Source organism: Mycobacterium sp. NGS16, from assembly GCF_059813225.1.
On sequence record NZ_JCALEE010000001.1, the window covers coordinates 1,077,704 to 1,092,678 of the forward strand.

Annotated in this window: 13 protein-coding genes; 7 read left to right on the forward strand and 6 right to left on the reverse strand. The window is 70.2% G+C overall.

Annotated elements, in window-relative coordinates; all coding sequences use genetic code 11:
• Window positions 1-59 precede the first annotated feature (59 nt).
• Complete coding sequence (locus AC5Y4Q_RS05310) at window positions 60-938, forward strand: alpha/beta fold hydrolase (RefSeq protein ID WP_064923889.1); 879 nt, start codon at window positions 60-62, stop codon at window positions 936-938.
• Window positions 938-1,261: a TfoX/Sxy family protein gene (locus AC5Y4Q_RS05315; protein WP_064923888.1), complete on the forward strand. Its 324-nt coding sequence runs from the start codon at window positions 938-940 to the stop codon at window positions 1,259-1,261. The genes AC5Y4Q_RS05310 and AC5Y4Q_RS05315 overlap by 1 nt, the downstream gene beginning before the upstream one ends.
• Here the strand turns inward: AC5Y4Q_RS05315 and AC5Y4Q_RS05320 are convergent.
• The 4 genes from AC5Y4Q_RS05320 to AC5Y4Q_RS05335 all read right to left on the reverse strand — a co-directional run bounded on the left by AC5Y4Q_RS05320 (window position 1,258) and on the right by AC5Y4Q_RS05335 (window position 6,956).
• Window positions 1,258-3,333: an MMPL family transporter gene (locus AC5Y4Q_RS05320; protein WP_065019459.1), complete on the reverse strand. Its 2,076-nt coding sequence runs from the start codon at window positions 3,331-3,333 to the stop codon at window positions 1,258-1,260. The two genes, AC5Y4Q_RS05315 and AC5Y4Q_RS05320, sit on opposite strands and share 4 nt — an antisense overlap.
• Window positions 3,334-3,341: 8 nt before the next feature.
• A complete protein-coding gene (locus AC5Y4Q_RS05325; protein ID WP_064923887.1) occupies window positions 3,342-4,586 on the reverse strand; it encodes a glycosyltransferase family 4 protein in 1,245 nt (414 codons plus the stop codon).
• Between the two features lie 61 nt (window positions 4,587-4,647).
• The gene (locus tag AC5Y4Q_RS05330; protein ID WP_064923886.1) at window positions 4,648-6,177 is read right to left on the reverse strand and encodes a 1,4-alpha-glucan branching protein domain-containing protein; all 1,530 of its coding nucleotides are present in this window, start codon (window positions 6,175-6,177) and stop codon (window positions 4,648-4,650) included.
• Entirely contained in the window at window positions 6,174-6,956 is a 783-nt protein-coding gene (locus AC5Y4Q_RS05335) for a class I SAM-dependent methyltransferase (protein WP_064923885.1), read from the reverse strand. The genes AC5Y4Q_RS05330 and AC5Y4Q_RS05335 overlap by 4 nt, the downstream gene beginning before the upstream one ends.
• A gap of 196 nt (window positions 6,957-7,152) precedes the next feature.
• On the opposite strand from AC5Y4Q_RS05335, the gene AC5Y4Q_RS05340 reads away from it, so the two are divergent.
• From AC5Y4Q_RS05340 to AC5Y4Q_RS05360, 5 genes are all read left to right on the forward strand, one after another.
• A complete protein-coding gene (locus AC5Y4Q_RS05340; protein WP_064923884.1) occupies window positions 7,153-7,944 on the forward strand; it encodes an electron transfer flavoprotein subunit beta/FixA family protein in 792 nt (263 codons plus the stop codon).
• A 37-nt stretch (window positions 7,945-7,981) separates the two neighbouring features.
• Window positions 7,982-8,938, forward strand: coding sequence for an electron transfer flavoprotein subunit alpha/FixB family protein (locus tag AC5Y4Q_RS05345; protein WP_064923883.1), 957 nt, complete (start codon window positions 7,982-7,984; stop codon window positions 8,936-8,938).
• Between the two features lie 46 nt (window positions 8,939-8,984).
• Window positions 8,985-11,732 carry a helix-turn-helix transcriptional regulator gene (locus tag AC5Y4Q_RS05350; protein ID WP_082952760.1) on the forward strand — a complete coding sequence of 916 codons (2,748 nt, stop codon included), beginning with the start codon at window positions 8,985-8,987 and terminating at the stop codon, window positions 11,730-11,732.
• A 90-nt stretch (window positions 11,733-11,822) separates the two neighbouring features.
• A complete protein-coding gene (locus tag AC5Y4Q_RS05355; RefSeq protein WP_064923882.1) occupies window positions 11,823-12,566 on the forward strand; it encodes an SDR family oxidoreductase in 744 nt (247 codons plus the stop codon).
• A complete protein-coding gene (locus tag AC5Y4Q_RS05360) occupies window positions 12,563-13,288 on the forward strand; it encodes an SDR family NAD(P)-dependent oxidoreductase (RefSeq protein WP_064923881.1) in 726 nt (241 codons plus the stop codon). Before AC5Y4Q_RS05355 ends, AC5Y4Q_RS05360 begins: the two co-directional genes overlap by 4 nt.
• Before the next feature lie 21 nt (window positions 13,289-13,309).
• Here AC5Y4Q_RS05360 and AC5Y4Q_RS05365 read toward each other — a convergent pair whose 3' ends face one another.
• Together AC5Y4Q_RS05365 and AC5Y4Q_RS05370 are read right to left on the reverse strand one after the other, a co-directional pair.
• Entirely contained in the window at window positions 13,310-13,921 is a 612-nt protein-coding gene (locus tag AC5Y4Q_RS05365) for a TetR/AcrR family transcriptional regulator (protein WP_064923880.1), read from the reverse strand.
• Window positions 13,921-14,808, reverse strand: coding sequence for an oxidoreductase (locus AC5Y4Q_RS05370; protein ID WP_499958239.1), 888 nt, complete (start codon window positions 14,806-14,808; stop codon window positions 13,921-13,923). Before AC5Y4Q_RS05370 ends, AC5Y4Q_RS05365 begins: the two co-directional genes overlap by 1 nt.
• Window positions 14,809-14,975: the final 167 nt, after the last annotated feature.

Below are 14,975 nucleotides of genomic sequence, written 5' to 3' on the forward strand. Positions count from 1 at the left end.
CACCTACTTGCTATTCTAAAGTGCGCTTGATTATATCAAGTTCGACGAGGAGGGTGGCTATGAGGGTCGCGGAGAGGCCCGCCTGGGTCGACGACGAGTTGTTCCCGTTCGAGAGCCGATTCATCGACATCGATGGGCACCGCCTGCACTACGTCGATGAGGGAACGGGGCCGGTGCTGCTGTTCTTGCACGGCAACCCGACCTGGTCATTCGACTATCGCGAGGTCATCGCAGCGCTACGGCGGGACTTCCGTTGCATCGCAGTGGACTACCCCGGATTCGGGCTGTCCTCAGCGGCACCGGGATATCGGTACCTGCCGGCCGAACACTCCCGGGTGATCGGCGCGTTCGTCGAAGCGCTCGCGCTGAGCGGCGTCACCTTGGTGGCCCACGACTGGGGCGGGCCGATCGGGTTGGCCGTCGTGCAGCAGCGCCCCGAGGTCTTTGACCGGCTGGTGCTGACCAACACCTGGGCCTGGCCGGTCGGAGCTCCGCTGGTGCAGATCATGTCCCAGGTGATGGGCGGCCCGATCGGACGCCTGCTGATCCGGCAGTTCAACCTCTTCGTCAACGTCATGATCCCTGTCGGCCACCGCCTCACCAAGCCCACCGGCGAGGAGATGGCCCACTACCAGAAGGCCCTCGGCAGTTGGGCACGACGGGAGGGGTCGGCGGTGTTTCCCCGCGAGATCACCGCCAGCCGCGCTTTTCTCGCCGGCGTCGAATCCGGGTTGCCCGCCATCGCGGCGCTGCCGGCGCTGATCGTCTGGGGCGACGCCGACTTCGCCTTCGGAGACAACGAGTTACGGCGGTGGGAGCAGACGCTGACGGATCACCAGACCGTGGTTATCAAGGGGGCCGGCCACTTCGTGCCCTCGGATGCCCCCGGGCAGTTCGCGGAGGCGATCCGGCGCTGGTACGCACCGTCGGGGTCATAGTGGCTTACGACGCGCAGTTGGCGGCCCGCGTGCGGGAGCAGTTCGCCGATGGCCCACCGGTGCTGGAAAAGGCGATGTTCGGTGGGCTGGCGTTCCTCGTCTACGGCAGAATCGCGGTCGCCGCCAGCGCCGAGGGCGGCCTGCTGGTCCGGGCCGGTGCCGACCGCGCCGACCAGCTTGTGCGGACCACCGCCGCGCAGCCCATGGCGATGGGAGGGCGGACCATGCGCGGCTGGGTGCACGTCGGCGCCGAGCACGTGCGTACCCGGCGTCGGCTCGGCGAATGGATCGATATCGGAATCGCCGCTGCGACAAGCCGTTAGCGGCCTGCGACTAGGTCGTCGGACGAGCGGGTGTCCGCGGTGTTGGACGGCCACCAGATCCGGTCGCCGATCAGGGTGAACAACGCCGGGATGACCAGGGTGCGCACCACGAACGTGTCCAGCAGGATCCCGAGCCCGACGATGATGCCCAACTGGGTCAGCACGATCAGCGGCAGCACACCGAGCACGCAGAACACCGCCGCCAGAACGATTCCAGCGCTGGTGATCACGCCGCCGGTGGCGGCGACCGCGGCCACCATGCCGTCGCGGGTGCCGCGCTCGGCGCTCTCCTCGCGAGCACGGGTCACCAGGAAGATGGTGTAGTCCACCCCGAGCGCGACCAGGAACAGGAACGCGAACAGCGGTGTGCTGTTGTCCAGTGCCGGGAATCCGAACAGGTGGATGCTGGCCCAGCCGCCCAGGCCGAGTGCGGCCAGCGCGCTGAGCACCGTTGCGGCGACCAGCACCGGCGGGGCCAGCGCAGCGCGCAACAGCACGCAGAGCACGACCAGCACCACCGCCAGGATCGCTGGGATGAGCACCCGGCGGTCGCGGTCGGCGGCATCGCTGATGTCCAGCGCCTGAGCGTCGGCGCCGCCCACCAGCGCATCGGGGTCGGCGGCGTGAACCGAATCCCGCAGTGCGGCAACGGTACCGAACGCCTCGGTGGTCGACGGGGCGGCGCCGATCACGACCGACCACCGGGTCAAGCCGGCCGGCGACAGGCCGGTGGGAGTCGCCGACGTCACCCCGGGGACCCGCGTGATGGCGTCGCGCAGCTGCGCTGTCCGGGCGCTGGAGCCGATGACGATGGTAGGGTCGGACGCCCCGCCGGGGAAGTGCTCGGCCAGGGTCTGAAAGCCTGTCACCGAGTCGGCCCGAACCCGGAACTGCTCGGTTTGCGAAAGGCCGACCCGGGTGCCGAGCAGCCCGGCTGCCGACAGCGCCAGCACCACCACCGCGATCGCACAGATCGGCACCGGCCGGCGGCCCACCGCATCGGCGACCCGGCGCCAGCGGGTGCCCGTGGAATCGTCGCCGATATGGGGAATGTAGGGCCAGAAGACGTTTCGCCCGCACGCCGCCAACAGCGGGGGCAGAACCAGCAGCACGAACACCGCCGCCACCACCAGCCCGCTGGCTGCACAGACCCCCAGGCTGCGGGTGCTCGGAATGCTCGCGGCGATCAGAGTCAGCAAAGCCAGCACCACGGTGGCATTGCTGGCCACAATCGCCGGGCCGGCGGCGCGCACCGCGGCGCGCAGAGCGATGCGATGCTCTGCGCAACGGCGCAGCTCCTCTCGGTAACGGGAGATCAGCAGCAGTGCGTAATTGGTGCCGGCGCCGAACACCAGCACGCTGGTGATCCCCGCCGTCGAGCCGTCGACGGTGACCCCGGTCGCGCCGGCGATCAGCCCGCCCAGCACGGTGGCCGCCCGGTCGGCGAACGCGATAACCAGCAGCGGCAGCAGCCACAACACCGGTGAGCGGTAGGTGACGATCAACAGCAGGGCGACCACCAGCGCCGTCACCACCAGCAAGGTGATGTTGGCCCCGGAGAAGGCATCGGCGATATCGGCGCCGAACGCCGGCCCACCGGTGACGTGCGCGGTGAGCGGGCCGGGCAAGCCATTGGTGACCGCCGACCGCAGGGCCTGCACGGCGTCACGCAGCTCGAATCCGGACAGTGCGGTGCTCACCTGCGCGGTGGCGATCGCCGCCCGGGCATCGGCGGAGACCGCTGCCGGAGCCGGCGGGCCGGGTAGCGCCTGCGGCACCTGCTGCATCCGCTCGTGTGCCTGCGCGACCGCGGCCAGATCGGCCGCCGTCAAAGCCGAGCCGTCGCGGCGGGTGACGACCAGGATCGCCGTCGCTCGATCACCACCGGGGAACCCGCGCTGCGCCGCGGCGGCTGCCGCGGACTCCGCGGACTCCGGCAGCAGCGCGGGCGATGCGGTGGCATCGGAGGTGTGACCACCCGGCGCCATCAGCGCTGCCGCGGCGACGACGACCGCAACTGCCACCAGCCACGAACGACGGCGCGTGACTAGGGCGGCGATGCGGTCCCACACCCGAGGGCTTACCGGTCCGGTAGCGCGTGCTCGATGATCGGTCGGCGCTGTTGCGGTTCGCGCTCGCGGCGCTTGGCGGCCAGATACACCTGAGCGGTCTCGTCGGCGACGGTATGCCAGTCGAAGTCGGCGCTGAGCCGGTCCCGGGCAGCCACGGCGCGGTGCTGAGCCGCGGCCGGGTCGTCGAGCACCGCGCAGACCGCCGAGGCCAGGGCGGGCACGTCGCGCGGTGGGCACGACATGCCGGTATCGCCGTCGATCACGGCCTCACCGAGACCGCCGACATTGGATGCCACCAGCGGGGTCCCAGCGGCAGCAGCCTCCAGGGCGGCCAGCCCGAACGGCTCGTAGTGGCTGGGCAGCACGGCGGCGTCGGCACGATGCAACAGTGCCAGCAACTCGTCATGGTCGAGTCGGCCGACGAACCGGGTTGCCTTGAGCACCCGGTGCTTTCGGGCGCACTCGATCAGCCAGTCCTGCTGGGTGCCGTCACCGGCGATGGTCAGCGTCGTGCCCGGGTGGGCCCGCCGGATCCTCGGTAGCGCCGCAATGGCGTCGTGCACGCCCTTCTCGTATTCGAGGCGCCCGACGAACAGCAGTTCCGGCGGACCGGTGCGGGGCCGGCGGCGGGCGAATGGCCACCGCGCGGCGTCGATTCCGTTGCGGATCACGGTCGTTTCGGCCAGCCCGGGGCCGAACAGGTCGGTGATCTCGTCGCGCATGGAGGCCGAACAGGTGATCAGGGAGTCCGATTCGCGCACCAGCCACGATTCCACCGCGTGCACCTGACGGCTCAGCCGGCCTGACACCCAGCCGGAGTGCCGCCCGGCCTCAGTGGCATGGATAGTGGAAACCAAAGGGACATCATAGAATTCGGCCAGCGCGATCGCCGGGTGCGCCACCAGCCAGTCGTGGGCGTGCACCAGGTCGGGGCGCCACACGGTCTGGCCCCCGTCGGTCTTCAAGGACAGCCCGGCGCGCACCATGGAATGCCCCATCGCCAGGGTCCAAGCCATCATGTCTTCGCCGAAGGAGAATTCGTGCGGATCCTGGGCCGCGGCGATGACCCGCACGCCCTCGCTGATCTCGTCCGACAACGGGTGGGTGCTCGGGTCGGTGCCCGAGGGACGCCTGGCCAGCACCACGACGTCATGACCGGCAGCGGCCAGAGCGGTGGACAGGTGGTGGACGTGCCGGCCCAACCCGCCGATCACCACCGGTGGGTATTCCCACGACACCATCAGGATCTTCACGCGGCTGTTCCTTGTCCTGCCATGTCGCGCCGGACACATGCACGGTCGCGAAAGAGGGGGGTCACCGTGGCAGCCTACGGGCATCCAGCGCGCCGAACAGACCGTCGGCCCGATTCCATCCCTCGGCGAGCCGTTCGGCCGCGTCACGATGCCCCGATGCCAGTGCGTCGGCGATCTCCCGGGTGGCGTGCGCGTGCAGCTGTGCGCGATAGCGGGCGTAGTCGGCGGCGGAGTCCTTGCTCACCATGAACGGCCAGTCGCTGGACACCGTCAACAGCGCCTCCCGCAGGATCTGGTCGGCGACCCGGTCACGCGGAGTCGGGCCCGAGGGCGCCCCGGTCTGCGCCAGCGCCTTGTCGACGGCGCCCAGCGCCGTCTCGACCACCTCGGTGTTGAGCTGCACCAGGTCGGCGACCTTCTCCCCGGACCACACCCGCCAGTCCTTGCCCGAGCCCCAGGAGCTGGGCGGCAGTTCGACCGCGTCGCCGACGAACCCGGCGCTGATCGCGTCGGACAGGGTGCCGACGCGCACCCCGGCCTCCGGCAGCGCCCGCAATACCCGGGCCAGCCAGGTCGGCCCCTCGTACCACCAGTGGCCGAACAGCTCGGTGTCGAAGGCGGCGACCACGTGGGCGGGGCGACCGATCCGCTCGGACTCGGCCTGCAGGCGGCCCCGGACCACTTCGACGAAATCGGCGACGTCGGCGTCGACGGCGGCGTCAGCGCGCTGCGGGTCATAGGGCGCTTTGTGTTCGGGGTCGACGTTGCGGCCGGTGACCCGGGACGGCTTCAGCCCGGTGCGGTGGTCGTAGGTGTGGAAGTCGCGATAGGCGTCGTGGCCGGGATAGCCCGATTTCGGCGACCACACCCGGTAACTGACCTGCAGGTCGCGCCCGAACGCGATCACGTCGGTGTCGCCGACCGGGCGGCCCAGCGCGGTGTCGCCGTGCAGCGATGGCCCGTCGACCATGAAGTGCGAGACCCCGGCCGCGGCGTAGCCGTGTTCCATCCCGGGCGCGTAGGCGCATTCCGGCGCCCAGATCCCGGCGGGGGTGTGGGCCAGCCGTGCCGCCGCGTCGGCCAGGCCCTCGCGCAGCGCGAACTCACGAAGCCGCGGCGCCAGCAGGGGCTGGAACGGGTGGGCCAGCGGGCCGCCGAGCAGTTCGACAGTGCCGGCCTGCGCCAGCTCGCGCAGCAGCGGGCTGGCACCGTGCCGCCACAGCAGCGCGAACTCCTCAAGCGCCTGCTCGGCCGCGGCGCACTCGTGCCGGCCGAAGTCGCGCAGATCCGGCAAAGTCGTGGCCTGGGTGGCGCGCAGCTGCCAGTTCGCCAGCCAGTGGTGCATGCCGTCGAGGCAGTAGGGGTCGTCGAGCTGGGCGGCGACCACCGGCGTCACCCCGAGGGTGAGCAGGTTGCGCCGGCCCTCAGCGGCCAGCGACCGCAGCACCCGCATCAGCGGCAGGTAGGCCGCCGACCAGGATTGGTAGAGCCACTCCTCGCCCACGGGCCAGCGGCCGTGGTGGGCCAGCCACGGGAGGTGGGTGTGCAGCACCAGGGTGAACAGGCCTGGCACCGAGGGCTTTTCGTTCACGGCCGCACCGCGATCGCCACCAGATCCAGGCTGTCATCGATTGCGCGTTCGGCGGCGTGGAGGATGTCGAAATCTGTACTGGTGACGGCGGCGACGTCGGCCAGCAGCTCGGCCGGCCAGGGCGCGTCGGCGACCGCGCGTTCGATCTGCGCGTCGATGATCGAGCCCCCGTGCCGGGCGTCCATCTCGCGCAGTGCCGGCCCATGAAACACCCCGAGCATCGCGTCCATGACGAACCCGCCGTCGATGAGCAGTGCGGTCAGCTCGGCGGCGTTGAGCTCCCGGGTGTGGAACGGGTTGATCGGGGTGTCGCGGCCGGGGGAGAACGTGATCCGGTTGGGGGTCGACACCATCAGCAGCCCACCGGGCCGCAGCACCCGGGCGCACTCGGCGATGAACTGCGCCTGGTCCCACAGGTGCTCGATCACCTGAAAGTTGACCACCACGTCCACGGCGGCGTCGGGCAGCGGCAAGTCGGCGAGATTGCCCTGGATCGCCTCCACCCGCGGGTAGCGGTCCCGCACGTGGGCCACCGCCGCGTCGTCGTAGTCCAGCCCGATCACCCGACGTGCCCCGCGCGCGATCAGGTCGGCGCCGTAGCCCTCGCCGCACCCGGCTTCCAGGACGTCGCGGCCGGCGCAACGCGGCGCCAGCTGTTGGTAGACCACCTCGTGACGGCGGAACCAGTAGTTCTCGACGTCGAGTCCGGGAATGGTGCGCTCGCCCGTCAGCATCAAGGTGGTGTCGGCGGGGGAGTCGGGACCGTCAATAGATTTCATTGCACAGGCAGGCTAACGCTAATGGCGCGGTCCACGAACCGGCTACCCCGCAGTGGCTCTATCACGACCCGCTACTCTGTACAGGCGAACCGCACTAAGTTACCGACGAGTAATATGGCCGTGCGGCTGCGTAAATCGTGACCCAGTCTTGTGGCCGGCCGCCGCAGGACCCCTTCGAGGAGGACGAACCACACTCATGACGAACATCGTGGTCCTGATCAAACAGGTCCCAGACACCTGGTCGGAGCGCAAGCTCAGTGACGGCGACTTCACGCTGGACCGTGACGCCGCCGACGCCGTGCTCGACGAGATCAACGAGCGGGCCGTCGAAGAGGCGCTGCTGATCCGCGAGAAGGAAGGTGCCGAAGGCACCGTCACCGTGCTGACCGCCGGCCCGGAACGGGCCACCGAGGCGATCCGCAAGGCGCTGTCGATGGGGGCCGACAAGGCCGTGCACATCCTCGACGACGGCATGAAGGGTTCCGACGTCGTGCAGACCGCCTGGGCGCTGGCCCGGGCGCTGGGCGCGATCGAGGGCACCGAGCTGGTCATCGCCGGCAACGAGTCCACCGACGGTGTCGGCGGTGCGGTTCCGGCGATCATCGCCGAGTACCTGGGCCTGCCGCAGCTGACGCACCTGCGCAAGCTGACCGTCGAGGGCGGCAAGGTCACCGGCGAGCGGGAGACCGACGAGGGCGTGTTCACCCTGGAGGCCTCGCTGCCGGCGGTGGTGAGCGTCAACGAGAAGATCAACGAGCCCCGCTTCCCGTCCTTCAAGGGCATCATGGCCGCCAAGAAGAAGGAAGTCACCGTGCTCACCCTGGCCGAGATCGGGGTCGAGGCCGACGAGGTCGGTGTCGCCAACGCCGGGTCCAAGGTGACCGCGTCGACGCCGAAGCCGCCGAAGACCGCCGGCGAGAAGGTGACCGACGAGGGCGACGGCGGCACCAAGATCGCCGAGTACCTGGTTGCCCAGAAGCTGATCTAAGCGATCCCCGGACTTACGAAAACGGAAGTAGACAAACATGGCTGAAGTACTCGTGCTCGTCGAGCACGCCGAAGGAGCGCTGAAGAAGGTCAGCTCCGAACTGATCACCGCCGCGCGCGTGCTCGGCGAACCGTCCGCCGTCGTCGTCGGTGCCCCCGGCACCGCCGCTCCGCTGGTCGACGGGCTGAAGGAGGCCGGTGCGGCCAAGATCTACGTCGCCGAGTCCGACGTGGTGGAGGGTTACCTGGTCACCCCGACCGTCGACGTGCTGGCCGCGCTGACCGAGTCGGCGACCCCGGCCGCGGTGCTGATCGCCGCCAACGCCGACGGCAAGGAGGTCGCCGGCCGGCTGGCGGCTCGGATCGGCTCCGGTCTGCTGGTCGACGTGGTCGAGGTCTCCGAAGGCGCCAAGGTGGTGCACTCCATCTTCGGTGGCGCCTACACCGTCGACGCCGAGCCCACCGGTGAGACCCCGGTGATCACCGTGCGGGCCGGCGCCGTGGAGCCGGCCCCGAGCGCCGGAGCGGGCGAGCAGGTCACCGTGGAGGTTCCCGCGCCTGCCGAGAACGCCACCAAGATCACCTCGCGTGAGCCCGCGGTGGCCGGCGACCGTCCGGAGCTCACCGAGGCCCCCATCGTGGTGGCCGGCGGTCGCGGCGTCGGCAGCGCCGAGAGCTTCTCGGTGGTCGAGGAGCTGGCCGACTCGCTCGGTGCGGCCGTGGGCGCCTCGCGTGCCGCGGTGGACTCGGGCTACTACCCGGGCCAGTTCCAGATCGGCCAGACCGGCAAGACGGTTTCGCCGCAGCTCTACATCGCCCTGGGCATCTCCGGTGCGATCCAGCACCGGGCCGGCATGCAGACGTCCAAGACCATCGTGGTGGTCAACAAGGACGAGGAAGCGCCGATCTTCGAGATCGCCGACTACGGCATCGTCGGGGACCTGTTCAAGGTCGCCCCGCAGCTGACCGAGGCGGTCAAGGCCCGCAAGGGTTAATTTCTTCTGCGTGAGCAATCGCGAAAGCCCCCGTTCCGACGCCGGAATGGGGGCTTTCGTGACTGGTCGGCTGATCGGCCGCGCCCAGGAGTGCGCGCAGCTGCGGCAACTGCTCGAGCGCACCCGGGCCGGCGATCCACAGGTGCTGATCGTGCGGGGCGAGCCCGGCATCGGCAAGACCGCGCTGCTGGACTACCTGGCCGACAGTGCCACCGGATTCCAGGTGATCGGCACCGCCGGCGTGGAGTCGGACATGGAACTGGCCTTCGCCGGCCTGCAGCAGTTGTGCGCGCCGGTGCTCGATTGCGCCGCTGAGCTTCCCGAGCCTCAGCGCGCGGCGCTGCAGACCGCCTTCGGTCTGAGCTCGGGCCCGGCACCGGATCGCTTCCTGGTCGGGCTCGCGGTGCTGGGGCTGCTGGCCGGTGCGGCCGTCGAGCGCCCGGTGCTGTGCCTGGTGGACGACGCGCAGTGGCTGGACCAGGTCACGGCGCAGACCTTGGGGTTCGTGGCGCGCCGGCTGGCGGCCGGACCGGTCGCGCTGGTGTTCGCGCTGCGCGAGCCGGTCGACGGCCTGACCGGACTGCCCAGACTGGTGCTGCGGGGGCTCGGCGATGCCGACGCCCGGGCCTTGCTGGCCTCGGCGGTCGCCGGGCGCATCGATACCCAGGTGCGAGACCGCATCGTCGCCGAAACACACGGCAACCCGCTGGCGCTACTGGAGTTGCCGCGAGGCCTGTCATCCGCCGAACTGGCGGGCGGATACCACCGGCCCGACGTGCAACCGGTGGCCGGCCAGATCGAGCAGCACTTCCTGGCCCGGATCCGGTCGTTGCCGGGCGACACCCAGCAGTTGCTGCTGCTGGCCGCCGCCGAGCCGGTGGGGGATCCGACGCTACTGCTGCGGGCGGCGCAGCTGCTCGGCCTGCCCGGCGAGGCCTTGACGCCGGCCGAAGAGGCGGGCCTGCTGGAGACGGGCGCGCGCGTGCGGTTCCGGCATCCGTTGGTGCGCTCGGCCGTCTACCGTGCGGCGCAGCACGGCGAGCGGCGGCAGGCCCACCGTGCCCTGGCCGAAGCCACCGACCCGGCGCATGACCCCGACCGTCGTGCGTGGCACGGCGCCCACGCCGCGGCGGCCCCGGACGAATCGGTCGCCGCGGAACTGGAACACTCCGCCGGCCGGGCCCAGCTTCGCGGCGGAACCGCTGCGGCGGCGGCGTTTTTGAGCCGGGCCACCGAACTGACCCCGGATGCCGCGCTGCGCGGCGCCCGGGCACTGGACGCCGCCGAGGCGATGCGTGCGGCCGCCGAGCTCGACGCCGCGGACGCCCTGCTGGACACCGCCGAAATGGCCCCGCTGGACGACCTGCAGCGCGCCAGAGTGGCGCGCACTCGCGCGGTGTTGGCGTTCACCCGTGGTCGCGGCACCGGCGACGCCCCGGCCCTGACCCAGTCGGTGCACCAACTATTCGACGCCGCAACACAATTGGCCGACCTGGACGGGCCGATGGCCCAAGACGCAATGCTGGAAGCCGTCAGCGCGGCCATGTACGCCGGACGAGAGTTCGGGCCCGGGATGCGCACCGATATCGCGACGATGCTGACCGCACAACCGCTGGCCACCCCGCACCGGCCGAGCGGCCTGCTGCTACACGGACTGGCCACCCGGATCGCTGCGGGGTACACGGCCGGCCTCGCACCGATGCGGGCCGCGATCGCGGCGATCACCCCGGAAACCTGGTCGTGGCAAGCCTTCCCGGTCGCCCACGAGGCTGTCGTGCACGATCTGTGGGACGACGAATCCTGGCACCGGATCGCCACCGATGCGGTGCGGGTGGCCACCGGTACCGGTGCGTTGGCGGCGCTACCGACCGCGCTGACGACCCGGGCCGGGGTGCATGTCCAGGCCGGCGAGTTCGCGTCGGCGCGTGCGCTTCTCGCCGAGGCGCGGTCGCTGTCGGCCGCGGCCGGCCAGACCCCGGTGCGTTATCACGAACTGGCGCTGGCGGCGTGGGCCGGCGACGAAGCGGAGGCCACCGTGCTGATCGAGGCCGCGGCCCGCGACGGCGCCGCGCGCGGGGAGGGCCGCATCAGTGCCCTCGTCGGCTATGCCACCGCGGTGTTGCACCTCGGGCTGGGCCACTACCCGGTGGCCTGCGCGGCGCTGCGGCGGGCCTGCGAATACGAGGACTTGGGCCTGTACGGCTGGAATCTGGTCGAGCTGGTCGAGGCCGCAGTGCGCGCCGGCGAACATGCAGTCGCCCTCGACGCGTTGGCACAGCTCGAAGAGCGCACGTCGGCCGCCGGCACCGACTTGGCGCTGGGTGTGCTGGCCCGCTCGCGGGCGCTGGTGAGCCAAGGCAGTGCCGCCGAGGACTGCTACCGCGAGGCCCTCGAGCGGCTGGCCGGTGTCCGGATGGCAGTGCAGCTGCCCCGCACCCAGCTGGTGTACGGGGAATGGCTGCGGCGGGAGAATCGTCGCAGCGACGCGCGGGCCCAGCTGCGGACCGCGCACGCGGTTTTCAGCCGGATGGGGGCGCAGGCCTTCGCCGAGCGCAGCCGCCGGGAACTGCAAGCCACCGGGGAGAAGGCCGGCAAACGCCCTACCGGCCCCGGGGACGCCTTGACCCCGCAGGAGCAGCAGATCGCTGAGCTGGCCGGCGCGGGTCTGACCAACACCGAAATCGGTGCCCAGTTGTTCATCAGCGCGCACACCGTCGAATGGCACCTGCGCAAGGTGTTCGCCAAGCTCGGCATCCGGTCCCGGCGTCAACTGCGCGACACCCCGTGGCGCTGACCCGCAGACTACGGACTTTCCGGGGTACCGGCACGGCCTCTGCAGTGCCACTGTGGACACACCACAGTCGACCAAGGAGGTCTGGAAGAAATGAAAATCACCGTGATGGGCGCCAGCGGGCAGATCGGCTCGAAGGTCGTCGCGCTGCTGGCCGCGGCCGGGCACGAGCCGGTGGCGGCGTCGCGCGACACCGGCGCCGACGTCCTGACCGGCCAGGGCCTGGTTGAGGCGCTGTCGGGCGCCGACGTGCTGGTCGACGTGGTGAACTCCCCGAACTTCGACGACGACCCGGTCATGGACTTCTTCACCCGCTCGACCACCAACCAGGTCGCAGCGGCGAAAAAGGCCGATGTCAGCCACTACGTGGCGCTGTCGATCGTGGGCTGCGACGCCCTGCCGGACAGCGGCTACATGCGCGCCAAGGTGGCCCAGGAACGGATCATCACCGACTCGGGGCTGCCCTACACCATCGTGCGCGCCACCCAGTTTCACGAGTTCGCCGACGCGATCACCGCGTCTTTGACCGTCGACGGTGTGGTGCGGGCCCCCGAGGGGCTGATCCAGCCGATCGCCGGCGCCGACGTGGCCGCCGCGGTGGCCCGTGCGGCCCAGGCGGCCCCGGTGGACGGGATCGTCAACGTCGGCGGTCCGGAGAAGATGACGTTCGCCGAACTGGCCGCTGCGGCGCTAGCGCACCGCGGCGAGACCCTGCCGATCGTGGTCGACCCGGCGGCCGTCTACTTCGGCACCAAGGTGGGGGACACCGGCCTGGTCACCGGCCCCGACGCGATCCTGGCCCAGACCCGCCTGGCGGACTGGCTGGCGACCCAGTGAGCGAGCTGGCGGGCCAGACCGCGGTGGTGACCGGCGGGACCGCCGGTATCGGACTGGAGTCGGCCCGGCTGCTGGCGCGGCACGGCGCCACGGTGATCATCACCGGCCGTTCCGCTGGTCGCGGTGCCGCCGCCGTCGCCGAACTCGGCGACGGCGTGCGGTTCGTGGCCGCCGATCTGGCGGACCTCGAATCGGTGCACTCCCTTGCCCGGCAGTGTGGTGATGTCGACATCCTGGTGAACAACGCCGCCAGTTTCCCCGGCGCGCTCACCGTCGACCAGGACGTCTCGTCATTCGAGTCGACGTTTGACACCAACGTGCGCGGCGCCTACTTCTTGGTTGCGGCCCTGGTGCCGGCCATGTTGCGGCGCGGGCGCGGCGCCATCGTCAACGTCACCAGCATGGTCGCCTTCAAAGGCGTTCCGGGCGCGTCAAGCTACAGCGCGTCCAAAGCCGCCCTGGAATCGCTGACCCGAACCTGGGCTGCCGAGTTCGGGCCGCACGGGGTGCGGGTGAACAGCGTCGCGCCCGGACCCACCGCTACCGCGGGGGTGGTGGCCGAGTGGGGCGACGTCAACGACGAACTGGGCCGGGCGCTTCCGCTCGGCCGCACCGCGCAGGCGTCCGAGATCGCCGAAGCCGTACTGTTTCTGGCCTCGCCGCGGTCCAGTTTCATCACCGGCTCGACGCTGCACGCCGACGGCGGCGGTGCTGCCGCCTGAGGTTGGCATACCGGGGCGTCATCAGGTCAGCCCGGCGCTGATCAGCCAGATGTGTTCGCACGTCTTCGATGCCCGTTGGAGTTCCTCGCGAGATTCGTGCGATGTGTGGTAGAAGGTCCGCTCGATCATCCAACACAAGGTGCGCGCCATTGCAGGCGCCTGTTCGGGTTTCGTGCCGGACTCAACGCCGGCTCGTTCCAGGACGGCGGTGATGGCCGCGATGAACAAGTCAGCGGTATGGCTCCACAGTCTGCCGATCTCCGGCACGGTCAACGACAGGTCGATCGCTGTGCGCATGACTAGGCCGTGCTCGTTCCACAGCTCGACTGTGCGCTGCATGGCCGCTGCGATTGCCTGGCACGGGTCGTCGGTCTCTGCGGTGGCGCGGGACCGCTCCCACAAGTGCTCGACGGTGCGGGCGACGAGTGCGGTGACCACGTCTTGCTTCGACCCGAAGTAGAAGTACAAGGCGCCGCGGGTGATGCCGGCGCCCTGGGCGATGTCGGCGACGGTCATGGCGTCGTAGCCCGTTTGCGCCAGCAGAGCTTCGCAGGTGTCCAGAATCGCCTGCTCGCGGAGATCGCCCTTACGCACCGTGGGGCGGCGGCCGTGTGCCGGGTGGTGACGGACCATCAGAGCGCGGCGCCTTCGGCGAAGTCGGTTGTGCGGGAAAGCATTTCCCAGCTCCGGATCTCCTCGTCTACAGCCGCGCGCGCGGCGGTGATCAGTCGCAGCGCATCTGAGCCCAGGACGAGATGTGCCGGTGGCCGCTCGAGCGACGCGATGTGCACGATGGCGTCGCCGGCTTTCGCCGGGTTGCCCAGCTGCCTGCCGCTGGCCTGCTTTCGGGTTTCGCGGATGGGACCGAACAGCTCGTCGTAGTCGGCGATGCTCCGCGCGGCGCGTGTCATGGATCGTCCGGCCCAGTCGGTGCGGAAGGAGCCAGGCTCGATCGCTGTCACGTGGATCCCGAACTGCGCAACCTCTTTGCCGAGTGCTTCCAGGATGCCTTCGACAGCGAACTTGCTGCCGCAGTAGGCCGACATGCCGGGGACGGCCATGAGCCCGCCCATGGAGGTGACGGCCATCAAGTGTCCGCGCCGGCGCCGGCGCATCTGCGGCAGTGCGGCCTGCAGGGTGGCCACGGTCCCGAACACGTTGACCGCGAACTGTCGCCTCACCTCGGCCAGTGGAGTCTCCTCGAAGGTGCCCTCCAGGCCGTAGCCGGCGTTGGCGACGACGACATCCAATGGGCCGACGCACTGTTCTACCTCGTTGAACAGACTCGCAACGGCGTCGTCGTCCGTCACGTCCACGATGCGGCCGTGGGCGTACCCGGGTTTGAGCGCGCGGAAGGCCGCTAGGTCATCTGCGGACCGCACCGTCCCGACGACGGTGTGCCCGGCGGCCAAAGCCGCTTGGGCGAAGGCACGGCCCAGACCCGTGCTGACGCCGGTGATGAGCCACTGCTGTGTCGGCATTTGCACCCCCGTTGGGACCGAGAAATCGCGATCGAGCACTTTGCCGACAAAGTCTACACAACGTTGATTTTTATCGTCACAATGTCGATTTCTCTCGAGTTGCCGCTGCCAGCGCGCGGACCGCCCGGAGGCTGCAACTCGTCACCGAGAGTGCACCGACATGTCATGCGGTGATTGCCTCTACGCCGCATGACTGCGCGACCGTG